This is a genomic window from Amycolatopsis rhabdoformis (assembly GCF_035918295.1).
GTDB classification, from domain to species: Bacteria; Actinomycetota; Actinomycetes; order Mycobacteriales; family Pseudonocardiaceae; genus Amycolatopsis; species Amycolatopsis rhabdoformis.
The window spans coordinates 8863781-8876934 of record NZ_CP142149.1; the positions used below are offsets into that span (position 1 = coordinate 8863781).

The following is a 13154-nucleotide window of genomic DNA, read 5'->3' on the forward strand; positions in this document are numbered from 1 at the left end:
GCCAGGTCACGCTCGCTCGTAGTACGCGATCAGCACGCCCTTCGTGGTCGCCACGCTGCGCGTGAGCGCGAACTCCGTGAGCGGCGCCGGGCCGTCGAACAGCCGCGCGCCCGTGCCGAGCGTGAGCGGGTGGATCAGCAGCACGTACCGGTCGACCAGCCCCGCCGCGTGCAGGCTCCGCACGAGCGCCGCGCTGCCCACGATGCTCAGATCCTTCCCCGGCTCGTCCTTCAACCGTCCGACGGTCTCCACCGCGTCACCCGCCAGCAGAATCGAGTTCTGCCACGCGTCGGTGCTGTCGAGGGTGGTCGAGGCCACGTACTTGGTCGCCGCGTCGAGGTGGGCGGTGACCGGGTTGCCGTCCGTCCGGCCGGCCCACGCCCCGATGAAGTCCTCCCACGTCCGGCGCCCGAACAGCATGTCGCCGGCCTGCGCCATGCCCTTCGCCATCTCCCGTCCGAGCACGTCGTCCTGGTATCGCCCGCCCCACCCGCCGTGCTCGAACCCGCCGCGCGTGTCTTCGTCGGGCCTTCCGAGGCCCTGCACAACCCCGTCGAGCGTGACGCTCATGGTGACGCTGATGCTCCGCATGACTTGCTCCTCTCGTTTGCCCTCTACACGAGCGAGCGATGCGGATTTCGACAGCCGGCCCGAAGCGGAGCTCGTCGCCCGAGTTATCCACAACTCTGGCCACCTGTGGATAACTTCGCTCGCTCGCCGGTTTTGTCGGCCCTCCACCAAACCAACACCCCAGATCGCCACGACCCAATCACCCACCCAACCCACCCGACTCCCCACCGTAACCACCCCATCTCCCCAGCTCAGGTGGGTTGAAAAGCCCCGGGAAGGTACCGGAGTAGGGGACTGGACATCCCTCGTTAGGCTGTTTCGCGTGTGTGGAATCGTGGGATATGTCGGACACCGGCCGGCGCTGGATGTGGTCCTCGGTGGCCTGCGGCGGATGGAGTACCGCGGCTACGACTCGGCCGGGGTGGCGGTGCTCGACGGCGCCGGCGCGCTGAGGGTCGAGCGCAAGGCTGGGCGGCTCGCCAACCTGGAGGCGCAGCTCGACACCGTGGGCAGGGACGGCTTCACCGGCACCGCCGGCATGGGCCACACCCGCTGGGCGACGCACGGCGCGCCCGTGGATCGGAATTCGCACCCGCACCAGGACGCCACCAAGAAGGTGGCCGTGGTGCACAACGGCATCATCGAGAACTTCGCCGCGCTCAGGGCGGAGCTCGAGGCCGACGGTGTGGAGATGGCGAGCGACACCGACACCGAAACCGCGGCTCACCTGGTGGCCCGCGCGTACAACTCCGGGGACACCGCCAAGAACTTCGCCGCCAGCGTCGCCGCCGTGTGCCGGCGGCTGGAGGGCGCGTTCACGCTGGTCGTGACGCACGCCGACGAGCCGGACACCATCGTGGCGGCCCGTCGGTCGAGCCCGCTGGTGGTCGGCGTGGGCGAGGGCGAGCACTTCGTGGCGTCCGACGTCGCCGCGTTCATCGAGCACACGCGTGAAGCCGTGGAGCTGGGGCAGGACCAGCTGGTGGTCATCACGCGCGAGGGCTACGAGGTCACCGACTTCCACGGTGACGCCGCCCAGGCCAAGCCGTTCACCGTCGACTGGGACCTCTCCGCCGCCGAGAAGGGCGGCCACGAGTACTTCATGCTCAAGGAGATCGACGAGCAGCCCGAGGCGCTGGCCAACACCCTGCGCGGCCACTTCGAGGCCGGCCGCATCATCCTCGACGAGCAGCGCATCTCCGACCAGGACCTGCGTGACGTCGACAAGGTCTTCGTCGTCGCCTGTGGTTCGGCGTACCACTCCGGCCTGGTCGCGAAGTACGCCATCGAGCACTGGACCCGGCTGCCGGTCGAGGTGGAGCTCGCCAGTGAGTTCCGCTACCGCGACCCGGTGCTCGACCGCGACACGCTCGTGGTCGCCGTGTCGCAGTCCGGCGAGACGGCCGACACGCTCGAAGCCGTCCGGCATGCCCGTGAGCAGAAGGCCCGCGTGCTGGCCGTCTGCAACACCAACGGCGCGCAGATCCCCCGCGAGTCCGACGCTGTGCTCTACACGCACGCCGGCCCGGAGATCGGCGTCGCGTCCACCAAGGCGTTCCTCGCGCAGATCGCCGCCAACTACCTCGTGGGCCTGGCGCTCGCGCAGGCGCGCGGCACGAAGTACCCCGACGAGGTCGCCCGCGAGTTCGCCGAGCTGGAGGCCATGCCGGCCGCCGTGCAGAAGGTACTGTCCACTGTGGACCAGGTCCGCGACCTCGGCCGCCGGATCGCCGACTCGAAGGCGGTGCTGTTCCTCGGCCGTCACGTCGGGTTCCCGGTGGCGCTCGAGGGTGCGCTGAAGCTCAAGGAGCTGGCCTACATGCACGCCGAGGGCTTCGCCGCCGGCGAGCTCAAGCACGGCCCGATTGCGCTGGTCGAGGAAGGCCTGCCGATCGTGGTGGTCATGCCCTCGCCGAAGGGCCGCGCGGTGCTGCACTCGAAGCTGGTGTCCAACATCAGCGAGATCCAGGCCCGCGGCGCCCGCACCATCGTGATCGCCGAGGAGGGCGACGAGGCGGTGCGGCCGTTCGCCGACGAGCTGATCGAGATCCCCGCCGTGCCGACGCTGCTGCAGCCGCTGGTGTCCACCGTGCCGCTGCAGGTGCTGGCCGCGGAGATCGCCCGCACCCGCGGGTACGACGTCGACAAGCCGCGTAACCTGGCGAAGTCCGTGACTGTCGAGTAAGCGGAGGGCCCGCCGTGCAGGGAATCTGGACCACGGAACGGATTCGCGAGGCGGAGGGCAAGCTGTTCGCCGTCACGCCTGATGGCGAGCTGATGCGCCGGGCGTCGTTCGGCCTCGCCACGCACCTCGCGGGGTTCCTGGCCGAACGCACCGGCGGCGTCGCCGGCCGGCGGGTCGTGCTGCTCGTCGGCTCCGGCGACAACGGTGGAGACGCGCTGTGGGCCGGTGCGTTCCTGCGCCGCCGCAGCGTGGTCGTCACGGCCGTGTTGCTGAAGCCCGAAAAGGCCCACGCCCGGGGATTGGCGGCGCTCAAGCGAGCCGGCGGCCGCGTGGTGTCCGTCGAGGACAGTCCACAGTGGATCAAGAAGGCCGACGTGGTGGTCGACGGCATCGTCGGCATCTCGGGCAAGGGCCCGCTGCGGCCGGACGCGAAAGCGCTCGTCGACCAGGTCCGCGCGCCCATCGTCGCCGTCGACCTCCCCAGCGGCGTCGACCCCGACACCGGCGCCACCGACGGCCCGCACGTGACCGCGGACCTCACTGTCACCTTCGGCGCCCCCAAGCCCGTCCACGCGCTCGCACCCGAGCAGTGCGGTGACATCGTGCTCGTCGACATCGGCCTGCGCCCCGAACTCGGCGAACCCGATCTGCGCCGACTCGAGCTCAGTGACCTCGCCGATGTCTGGCCCATCCCCGGCCCCGGTGACGACAAGTACAGCCAGGGCGTGGTCGGCATCGCCGCCGGCTCCGCCACCTACCCGGGCGCGGCCGTGCTCGCCTCGGGCTCCGCCGTGCACGCCACCGCGGGCATGGTCCGCTACGCCGGCCCGGCCGCCGACGTCGTGCGCGGCCGCTGGCCCGAGATCGTCGCCACGGGCTCGGTCACCGACGCCGGCCGCGTGCAGGCCTGGGTCGTCGGCCCGGGCATCGGCACCGGCACCGAGGGTCGCGACGTGCTGCGCCACATCCTCGGCCAGGGCGTGCCCGTGTGCGCCGACGCCGACGCCACCACGATCATCGCCCAGCACCCCGACGTGCTCGACGCCCGCGACCCCGACACCCCGCTCGTGCTCACACCCCACGCCGGCGAGTACGAGCGCCTCATGGGCACCCGCCCCGGCGCCGACCGGCTCAAAGCCGCCCGCGAAGCGGCGAAGAAGTACAACGCCGTGGTGCTCCTCAAGGGCCACTGCACCGTGATCGCCGCCCCGGACGGGCGCGTCGCCGTGAACACCCCGCGCGGCTCCTGGCTCGCCACGGCCGGCTCCGGCGACGTCCTCACCGGGCTCATCGGGTCGCTGCTCGCCGCCGGCCTCGACCCGTGGCTGGCCGCCGCCGCGGGCGCGCAGGTCCACTCGCTCGCCGGCGCCCTCGCCGCTGACGGTGTGCCTACGTCGGCTTCCGGCCTGGTGGACGCGATCCCGGGCGCCCTGAAGCTCGTCCGGGGCACCAGCGACGTAGAAGTTATCGAGTTACCCGTTAACTAACGCGATAAAATCTGGTAAGAACGAGGTGTGCGCACTGGTGCCCCTGATCGAGTGACCCTCAACCGGGTCGACGGTGAGGTGCGCCGTGCCTAGGACCCGCCCGTCCGACGCCGCCGTGGAGCAGCGCCGCCAGGACATCCTCGACCACGTGATCGAGCACGGTGAGGCCCGCATCGACGACCTCACCGCCCGTTTCGGCGTGAGCCTCATGACGATGCACCGCGACCTCGACGACCTGGCCGACCGCCGGCTCCTGCGCAAGTTGCGCGGCAAGGTCGAGGCCTACCCGGCGCTCACGATGGAGACCGCCAGCCGCTTCTCGCTGCACTCCGCCGAGAAGGAAGCGCTGGCCGAGGCGGCCGTGAAACACGTCGAACCCGGCCAGACGGTGTTCGTCGACGACTCCACCACGCTGTTCCCGCTGGTCGAGCGCCTGGCGGAACTCGAGAACCTCACCGTGATCACCAACTCGCTGCGGGCGGCCCAGCTGCTCGGCGAAGGGGTGCACGTCGTCGTCGCCGGCGGCCGCTACCACGCCGAATACGACTCCTGCTCCGGTCCTGACGTGCTGGCGCTGCTCGAGCGCACCCGCGCCGACATCGCGTTCGTGTCCGTGAGCGCCGTCGCCGTCGGCCGGCTCTTCCACCCCGTGCAGGACTACGCCGAGCTCAAGAAGGCCGTGCTGCGCGCCGCGAACCGCAACGTGCTCGTGCTCGACCACTCGAAGTTCGGCCGCACCGCGACTTTCGCCCACGGTGACGTCGGCGACTACGACCTCCTCATCACCAGCGAGATCACGCCGACCGAGGAGATCGAGGCCGCGCTCAACGCCGGCACGGCCGTGGAGACCGTCGAGCACGTGGAGGAGGGGCAGCCCTATGACAGCTGAGCTGGTGGCCGGGATCGACTCGTCGACCCAGTCGACGAAGGTCGTGGTCTGCGACGCCCGCACCGGCGCCGTCGTGCGCACCGGCCGCGCGCCGCACCCCGACGGCACCGAGGTCGACCCCGCCGCCTGGTGGCAGGCCTTCGGTGAGGCCACCGACGGGGTGCTCGACGGCGTGAAGGCCCTCGGCATCGGCGGTCAGCAGCACGGGATGGTCACCGTCGACGAGGCCGGCGAGGTCGTCCGTCCGGCGTTGCTCTGGAACGACACCCGCTCCGCGCAGGCCGCGAAGGACCTCACCGGCGAGCTGGGCGGGCCCGGCGTGTGGGCCAAGTCCGTGGGCTCCGTGCCGGTCGCCAGCTTCACCGTGACCAAGCTGCGCTGGCTCGCCGAGCACGAACCGGCCAACGCCGACCGCGTCGCGCGCGTGCTGCTGCCGCACGATTGGCTCACCTGGCGCCTGCTCGGCCGGCCCGAGCAGGCGGTGACCGACCGCGGCGACGCGTCCGGCACCGGCTATTTCTCGCCGACGGAAAACGCCTACCGCGTCGATGTGCTGGCCCACGCCTTCGGCGGCCGCACGCCGGAGCTGCCTACCGTGCTCGCTCCGGCCGAGGTCGCCGGCCACACCGAAAGCGGCGTGCTCGTGTCCGCCGGCACCGGCGACAACATGGCCGCCGCGCTGGCGCTGGAACTCGCGCCCGGCGACGCCGTGATCTCCATCGGCACCAGCGGCACCGTGTTCGGCGTGTCCGAGGCCGGCTCGGCCGACGCGACCGGCCTGGTCGCCGGGTTCGCCGACGCCACCGGCCGCTTCCTGCCGCTCACCGCCGCCCTCAACGCCGCCCGCGTGCTCACGGCCGGTGCCGCGATGCTCGGCGTCGACCTCGCCGAGTTCGACCGCCTCGCGCTGGCCGCCGAAGCGGGCGCCGGCGGCCTCACTCTGCTGCCCTACCTCGACGGCGAGCGCACCCCGAACCTGCCGGACGCCACCGGCTCCCTGCACGGCCTGACCAGGGCGAACATGACGCCGGAGAACCTGGCGCGGGCCACCGTCGAGGGCATGGTGTGCGGCCTGGCCGCCGGCCTCGACGCCGTGCGCGCGCAGGGCCTGGACGTGCGCCGCGTGCTGCTCATCGGCGGCGGCGCGCAGTCGGCCGCCGTGCGGGCCGTGGCGCCGATCGTGCTCGGCGTGCCCGTGGTGATCCCGGAGACGGGCGAGTACGTGGCCCTCGGCGCCGCCCGCCAGGCGGCCTGGGCGCTGGCCGGCACGGCCGAACCACCCGCGTGGGTGGCCGAAGGACCTGGAAACCGGCTCGAGCTGGACGAGCCGGCCGAGGCGCACCGCGCCACGGGCAAGGAAATCCAGCGACGCCACCTCGAAGCGCGCGAAGCCGCGCACGGGGTTCCCGCGAAATTCGGAGAGGACTGACCGATGGCCACCATCACCTACGACAAGGCGACCCGGCGCTACGCCGGCACCGACCGGCCCGCTGTCGACGCGCTCGAGCTCGAGATCTCCGACGGCGAGTTCCTCGTGCTGGTCGGTCCCTCGGGTTCCGGCAAGTCGACCGCGCTGCGCATGCTCGCGGGCCTGGAGGACGTCGACGAGGGCTCGATCTGGATCGGCGACCGCGACGTGACGCAGCTGCCGCCGCGTTCGCGCGACATCGCGATGGTGTTCCAGAACTACGCGCTGTACCCGCACATGACCGTGGCGCAGAACATGGGCTTCGCGCTGAAGATCGCGGGCCGCCCGGCGTCGGAGATCAAGCAGAAGGTGCTCGAGGCCGCGAAGCTGCTCGACATCGTCGACTACCTCGACCGCAAGCCGAAGGCGCTCTCCGGTGGCCAGCGCCAGCGCGTGGCCATGGGCCGTGCGATCGTGCGTGAGCCGCAGGTGTTCCTCATGGACGAGCCGCTGTCCAACCTGGACGCCAAGCTGCGCGTTTCGACCCGCACGCAGATCGCCGCGCTGCAGCGCCGCCTCGGCGTCACCACCGTGTACGTGACCCACGACCAGGTCGAGGCCATGACGATGGGTGACCGCGTGGCCGTGCTCTCCGACGGTCTGCTGCAGCAGTGCGACACCCCGCGCGCGCTCTACGACCACCCGGCCAACGTGTTCGTCGCCGGCTTCATCGGCTCGCCGGCCATGAACCTCGTCTCGGCGAAGCTGACCGCGGACGGCGCCGAGATCGGGGGCGCGAGCGTGCCGCTGGCGGCGTCGATCCGCTCGGCCGCCGACGGCGACACCGTGACGCTGGGCTTCCGCCCCGAGTCGCTCGAGGCCACCACCGACACCAACGGCACGCTGCCGATCAAGGTCGACCTGGTGGAAGAGCTCGGCTCCGACGCCTACGTGTACGGCAAGCTCTCCGGCGGTGCCGGTGAGCTGGCCGCCGAGGGCGCGTCGAAGAACGTGGTCGTGCGCGTGGACCCGCGCCAGACCCCGTCGATGGGCGACACGCTGCACCTGCGGATCCGTCCCGACGAGCTGCACGTGTTCTCGGGCACCACGGGCCTGCGCCTGCCCTGATTCGCGGCACTGTCGGACCCGCATGGGAAACTGGCGGTCGTTATGACTGCCAGTTTCCCGCGTGCGGAGGTCGTGATCGACCTCGACGCCGTGCGCCACAACGTCGCCCTGCTGGCCGGCCGCGCCGCCGGCTCGGCTGTGATGGCCGTGGTCAAGGCCGATGCGTACGGCCACGGCGCGGTTCCGGTCGCCCGCGCGGCGGTGGACGCCGGCGCCACCTGGCTCGGCACCTGCTCGCTCGGTGAGGCGTTGGACCTGCGCCACGCCGGGCTGTCCGTGCGGCTGTTCAGCTGGCTCGACGTGCCGGAGGTCGACTTCGGCCCCGGCATCGAAGCCGACATCGACCTGGGTGTGAGCTCGGTCGAGGAGCTGCGGCGGATCGAAGCCGCCGCCGCGCAGCTCGGCCGAAACGCGCGGGTGCACCTCAAGATCGACACCGGCCTTTCGCGAAACGGCTGCCAGCCCGCGGACTGGCCGGAGCTGGTCGAGGCCGCGGCGGCGTCGCGGCACGTCGACGTGGTGGCCGTGTGGTCGCACCTCGCGTGCGCCGACGAGCCGGGCCACCCCTCGATCGACGTGCAGGCCAAGCGCTTCGCCGAGGCGTACGACACCGCGCGCGCGGCCGGGCTCGACCCGCTGCGCCACCTCGCCAACTCGGCGGCCGTGCTCACGCGTCCCGACCTGCACTTCGACCTCGTGCGGCCCGGTATCGCGATGTACGGCCTGAACCCCGTGCCGCAGCACGAAGATCTGCGTCCGGCCATGACGTTCCGCGCGGCCGTGGCGCTCACGAAACGGCTGCCGGCCGGCGAGTCCGTCTCCTATGGACACACGTGGACGGCCGTGCGCGACACCACCGTGGCGCTCGTGCCGGCGGGGTACGCCGACGGGGTGCCGCGCTCGCTGTCGGGGCGCATGGAGGTGTGGCTCGGCGGACGCCGCCGCGAGGTCGTCGGCCGGGTCTGCATGGACCAGCTGGTGGTCGACTGCGGCGACGACGCGCCGGCCGTGGGCGAAGAGGTGGTGCTGTTCGGCGCCGGCGGCTCGGGTGAGCCGACCGCGCGCGAATGGGCCGACACGCTGGGCACGATCGACTACGAGGTCGTCACGTCGATGTACCGCCCGCGCGTGCGGCGCCGGTACGTGGGGGAGCGGCGGTGAGCCCTTCGGCTCGGTTGTGGGCGATCGTCGGCGGGCTCGGCGCGGTGGCCACGGGCACGGCCGCTGCGGCCCTCGTCGCGGCGCAGCAACGCAGGCAGAGTGAGGACCAATACGTGGACGAGCAGCTGGGCGAGCTCAAGCCCGACCGCACGTCCACGGTCGCGGCCGAGGACGGCACGCCCCTTTCGGTCGAGGAGATCGACCCCGACGACGGCGGCGAGCCCGAGGTGACGCTGGTCGGCGTGCACGGGTTCGCGTTGTCGCGCAAGTCCTGGCACTTCCAGCGCCGCGCGGTCGCGGCCCTGCGGCTGCCGCGCGTGCGGCAGGTCTACTACGACCACCGCAGCCACGGCCTGTCCGGCGCCGCGACGGCGGAAACCAGCACCATCGAGCAGCTCGCGCACGACCTCGACAGCGTGCTGCGCGCGATGGTGCCCGACGGCCCGATCGTCCTCATGGGACATTCCATGGGCGGCATGGTGATCATGGAGCTGGCCGCCGAACGCCCGGAGCTGTTCGAGGACCGCGTGGAGGGTGTGGTGTTCATCGCCACGGCCGCGGGTGAGGTCGGCGCGCGCGGGCTGCCGCGTTCGCTGCTGTCGAAGTACAACCCGCTCACGCGCGGGGTCGGCAACCTCGCGGGCTGGCAGCCGGGGCTGGTGGAGTTCGTGCGCGCGGCCGGCGGCCAGCTCGAACGCCAGGCCGTGCGGCGCCTCGCGTTCGGCAGCCGCGACGTTTCGCCGCGGCTGGTGGACTTCATGCTGGAAATGCTGGCCGTGACGCCCGTGCGGGGCCTGGTGAACTTCGTCGACACGCTCGGCAGCCACAACCGCTACGCCGCGCTGGCCGGCCTCAAGCACTCGCAGGTGCTGGTGATCGGCGGCGACTCCGACCGGTTCACGCCGTTCTCACACGCCGAGCGCATCGCGGCCGAGCTGCCGGAGGCCGAGCTGGTGCGCGTGCGCGGCGCGGGCCACATGGTGCAGCTCGAGCAGCCCGATCTCGTCACGGGCCGGCTCATCGACCTTCTGCAGCGCTGTTCCGGAAGCGCTGCCCAGAACCGGCGGAACTGGTGGTGGACACGGTGACGTTCCTCTTCGCGACTCCCGACGACACGATGGCCTTCGGCCGCACCCTCGGCGCCTCGCTCCGCGCGGGCGACCTGGTGCTGCTGGCGGGCCCCCTCGGCGCCGGCAAGACCACGCTCACGCGCGGCATCGCCGACGGCCTCGGCGTCGGCGGCCGCGTGAGCTCGCCGACGTTCGTGCTGGCCCGCGTCCACGCCGCCGGCCCCGCGGGCGTCCCCCTCATCCACGTCGACGCCTACCGCCTCGGCGGCGACCTCGCGCAGCTCGACGACCTCGACCTCGACACGGACCTCGAACGTTCCGCCGTGGTGGTCGAATGGGGCGAGGGCTCGGCCGAACGCCTGTCGACCGACTACCTGGTCGTGCGGATGTCCCGCCGCGACGACGATGTGCGTGAGGTGACGCTGGAACCGCACGGTTCGTGGGCGTCCCGCATCCCCCTGCCCACGGTCTGACTTCGCCCGGGGTCAGCTCGAGGCAAGCGGGTCCACGATCCCCCGCGCCAACCCCAGCTCCACCAGATCCTGCGGTCGCAACTTCAGCTGCTCAGCCATCGCCGGCACCTCCGTCATCGGCCGCTTGAGGATGGCCGCGGCGGCTTCCGGGGAGGTCACGGAGAAGTAGGCGTCCGGGGCGATCCACGTGTTGTCCGGCGCCGCGAAGGCCAGGGCGCCGCCGGAGCCGCCCTCGCCGATCACCAGCGTGGTGACCGGGACGGTCGCGGCGGCGATGGCCTCGAAGAGCGCGGCGATGGCCGGCCCGGCCCCGCCTTCTTCAGCGGAAGCGTCGTTGGCCGCACCCGGCGTGTCCACGAGCGTGAGCACCGGGATGCCCAGCCGCGACGCCAGGTGCACCAGCCGCGCGGCCGTGCGGAAGCCCGCCGGGCGCGTGGCGGTGCCGCACTGCGCGGCGAACGCCACCGCGCGGCCGTCACGCCAGCCGAAGCCACAGAGCACACCGTCGTCGACCGCGCCGGTGCGGTCGCCGCGGAGGGTTTCGTGCCAGTCGAAGTGCGCCGAGACGTACTCGGCCGCGCGGGCGCGTCGTGAAGAGCGCGCGGCACGCACCGCGTCCCAGCCCGTCGACGGCAAAGAAACGGCGCGCAACGCGGCCGGGGGAGCAGCCGCCGACGAAGAGCGCGAAGTGAGCAGCCGCAGCCACCGTTCGAGCACGGCCGGCAGGTCCTCCGGGGAAACCAGCTGGTCGACCTGGCCCCACTCGTACTTCGCCTCGACCGTGTAAGCCTCCGAAGGCGACGTCGCCGGCCGCACGCGTGAGCCCGCGAACCCGACCTGCGCCAACGGAAGCCCGAGCACCACGTCGGCACTCGCGCCCAGCGTCGCCCAGCCGCCGCCGGTCGTCGGGTCGCGCAGCACGGAGATCTGGGCGACGCCGTCGGCCCGCGCCGCCGCCGAGGCGCGCGCGATGCGTTGCAGCTGAGACAGCGCGCGCATCCCGTGCTGCATCCGCGAACCACCCGTGGCGATGAACGACACCACCGGCAGTTTCCGTTGCCGCGCCAAGGAAAACGCCGCCTCGACCCGGTCACCGGTGCGGCGCCCGATCGACCCGCCGAGGAACCCGAACTCCCACACCACCAGCACCGCGGGTGTCGCGCCGATCAGGCCTTCGCCGACGACCACGGACTCGGTCTCGCCCGTGCGTTCCGCGGCCGCCGCGTAGGCCTCGCGGTAGCCGGGCCAGTCGAGCGGATCGTCCACAGTGGCCGGAGTGGACAGCTCGGTGAACCCCGTCGACACCTTCGCGATCACCTCGCGGGCCGAGGGCCTCACCCCAGCGCTCGCTTCAGGATCTTGCCCATGTCGTTGCGCGGCAACGCGTCCAGGTACCGCACGACCCGCGGCCGCTTGTGCGGGGCCAACAGCTTCGCCACGTGATCGGCCAGCTCCGAAGCCGACGGCCGCTCACCGGAAGGCACAACCCACGCCACGATGCGCTCGCCGAGATCGTCGTCGGGCTCCCCGGTCACGGCCGCCTCGGCCACGCCCGGGTGCTCCAGCAGCGCGTTCTCGATCTCGCCGGCGCCGATCTTGTACCCGCCGCTCTTGATCAGGTCGGTGGCCTTGCGACCGACGATCTTCACGTACCCGTCGGCGTCGAGCGTCGCCATGTCACCGGTGCGGAACCAGCCGTCGGCCAGCGCCGCAGCCGTCGCGTCGGGCCGGTTGAGGTACTCGGTGAACAGGTTCGAGCCGCGCACCTGGATCTCGCCGACGGTCTCCAGCTCGGTGATCGGCGCGCCCGCCTCGTCCACCAGCCGCAGCTCGACGCCGGCCAGCGGCACGCCGACCGTGCCGGGCTTGCGCTCACCGTCGGCGCGGACGCTGGTGTTCATCAGCGTCTCGGTCATGCCGTAGCGCTCCACCACCTTCTGCCCGGTCGCGGCCGTGATGCGCTGGTGGTCGTGCACCGGCAGCGCCGCCGAGCCGGACACCAGCAGCCGGGCCCCGCGCAACGCCTCGGCCAGCTCCCGGTCGGACGCCACCGTCTCCGCGATGCGGTGGTACATCGTCGGCACGCCGAACAGCATCGTCGCGCCGTCCGCCAGCTCGCGCGCCACGCCAGCGGTCGAGAACCGGCCGAGGTGGCGCACCGAGCCGCCGCGGCGCAGCGGGCCGAGGATGCCGAGGATCAGGCCGTGCACGTGGAACAGGGGCAGGCCGTGCACGAGCACGTCGTCGGCGGTCCACTCCCACGCGTCTTCCAGCGCGTCGAGCGTCGAGGCGATCGCGCGGCGGGGGAGCACCACGCCCTTCGGCGGCCCGGTGGTGCCGGAGGTGTAGACGACGAACGCGGGCGCCTCGGCGTCGGGCTCCTCGCCGGGCACCGGACCGTTCCCGGTGAGCGGGATGTCCCGGCGCTCGACGCCGGCCAGCCCCTCGGGCAACGTGACGCCCGGCTCGGCCAGCACCAGCGCCGGCGAGCTGTCGGCGAGGATGTGAGCGAGCTCGCGTTCCCCGATTTTCGGGTTCAACGGCACCACGGGCACGCCGGCGAGCAGCGCGGCGACCACGGCGACGCTGGTGTGCAGCGTCGGCGTCGCCCACACCGCGACGCGGCCGGTGGGCAGCTCGCTCGCCAGCGCGCCGGCGACCCCGCCCAGCTCGGCGTAGGTGAGCGCCTGGTCGCCGAAGCGCAAGGCCACCTTCGGCGAACCGGCGGTGATCGCGGGGAACAGCGGATCGGGCACGGTGAGGACCTCCTGCGGCGCGGCGTC

At 72.4% G+C, this 13154-nt stretch carries 11 protein-coding genes; 8 read left to right on the forward strand and 3 right to left on the reverse strand.

The annotated features are described in order from the left end of the window. Positions 1 to 6: 6 nt before the first annotated feature. Positions 7 to 591, reverse strand: coding sequence for a dihydrofolate reductase family protein (locus VSH64_RS41220; protein WP_326568140.1), 585 nt, complete (start codon positions 589 to 591; stop codon positions 7 to 9). Between the two features lie 301 nt (positions 592 to 892). Here VSH64_RS41220 and glmS point away from each other — a divergent pair, with 301 nt between their 5' ends. The 8 genes from glmS to tsaE all read left to right on the forward strand — a co-directional run bounded on the left by glmS (position 893) and on the right by tsaE (position 10371). Continuing rightward, positions 893 to 2755 carry a glutamine--fructose-6-phosphate transaminase (isomerizing) gene (gene glmS / locus VSH64_RS41225; protein ID WP_326568141.1) on the forward strand — a complete coding sequence of 621 codons (1863 nt, stop codon included), beginning with the start codon at positions 893 to 895 and terminating at the stop codon, positions 2753 to 2755. Between the two features lie 14 nt (positions 2756 to 2769). Beyond that, the gene (locus VSH64_RS41230) at positions 2770 to 4242 is read left to right on the forward strand and encodes an NAD(P)H-hydrate dehydratase (RefSeq protein ID WP_326568142.1); all 1473 of its coding nucleotides are present in this window, start codon (positions 2770 to 2772) and stop codon (positions 4240 to 4242) included. Positions 4243 to 4327: 85 nt separating this feature from the next. Beyond that, positions 4328 to 5131: a DeoR/GlpR family DNA-binding transcription regulator gene (locus VSH64_RS41235; protein WP_326568143.1), complete on the forward strand. Its 804-nt coding sequence runs from the start codon at positions 4328 to 4330 to the stop codon at positions 5129 to 5131. Next, entirely contained in the window at positions 5121 to 6560 is a 1440-nt protein-coding gene (gene xylB / locus VSH64_RS41240; RefSeq protein ID WP_326568144.1) for a xylulokinase, read from the forward strand. Before VSH64_RS41235 ends, xylB begins: the two co-directional genes overlap by 11 nt. Before the next feature lie 3 nt (positions 6561 to 6563). Next, complete coding sequence (locus tag VSH64_RS41245; RefSeq protein WP_326568145.1) at positions 6564 to 7667, forward strand: ABC transporter ATP-binding protein; 1104 nt, start codon at positions 6564 to 6566, stop codon at positions 7665 to 7667. Positions 7668 to 7709: 42 nt separating this feature from the next. Next, a complete protein-coding gene (gene alr, locus VSH64_RS41250; RefSeq protein ID WP_326568146.1) occupies positions 7710 to 8828 on the forward strand; it encodes an alanine racemase in 1119 nt (372 codons plus the stop codon). Then, positions 8825 to 9916 (forward strand): alpha/beta fold hydrolase, encoded by a 1092-nt coding sequence (locus VSH64_RS41255; RefSeq protein WP_326568147.1) that lies wholly within the window; start codon positions 8825 to 8827, stop codon positions 9914 to 9916. The genes alr and VSH64_RS41255 overlap by 4 nt, the downstream gene beginning before the upstream one ends. Beyond that, positions 9913 to 10371 (forward strand): tRNA (adenosine(37)-N6)-threonylcarbamoyltransferase complex ATPase subunit type 1 TsaE, encoded by a 459-nt coding sequence (tsaE, locus tag VSH64_RS41260; protein ID WP_326838175.1) that lies wholly within the window; start codon positions 9913 to 9915, stop codon positions 10369 to 10371. Before VSH64_RS41255 ends, tsaE begins: the two co-directional genes overlap by 4 nt. Before the next feature lie 12 nt (positions 10372 to 10383). On the opposite strand, the gene VSH64_RS41265 is transcribed toward tsaE, so the two are convergent. Beyond that, positions 10384 to 11709, reverse strand: coding sequence for a carboxyl transferase domain-containing protein (locus VSH64_RS41265; protein WP_326568148.1), 1326 nt, complete (start codon positions 11707 to 11709; stop codon positions 10384 to 10386). Then, positions 11706 to 13127, reverse strand: a complete 1422-nt coding sequence (locus VSH64_RS41270) for an acyl-CoA synthetase (RefSeq protein ID WP_326838176.1) — start codon at positions 13125 to 13127, stop codon at positions 11706 to 11708. The genes VSH64_RS41265 and VSH64_RS41270 overlap by 4 nt, the downstream gene beginning before the upstream one ends. Positions 13128 to 13154 lie beyond the last annotated feature (27 nt).

Excerpts from the sequence above, each read along its gene's own strand:
- VSH64_RS41220 (WP_326568140.1), bottom strand. The coding sequence starts at position 591 with ATGCGGAGCATCAGCGTCACCATGAGCGTCACGCTCGACGGGGTTGTG.
- xylB (WP_326568144.1), top strand. The coding sequence starts at position 5,121 with ATGACAGCTGAGCTGGTGGCCGGGATCGACTCGTCGACCCAGTCGACG.
- VSH64_RS41245 (WP_326568145.1), top strand. The coding sequence starts at position 6,564 with ATGGCCACCATCACCTACGACAAGGCGACCCGGCGCTACGCCGGCACC.
- alr (WP_326568146.1), top strand. The coding sequence starts at position 7,710 with ATGACTGCCAGTTTCCCGCGTGCGGAGGTCGTGATCGACCTCGACGCC.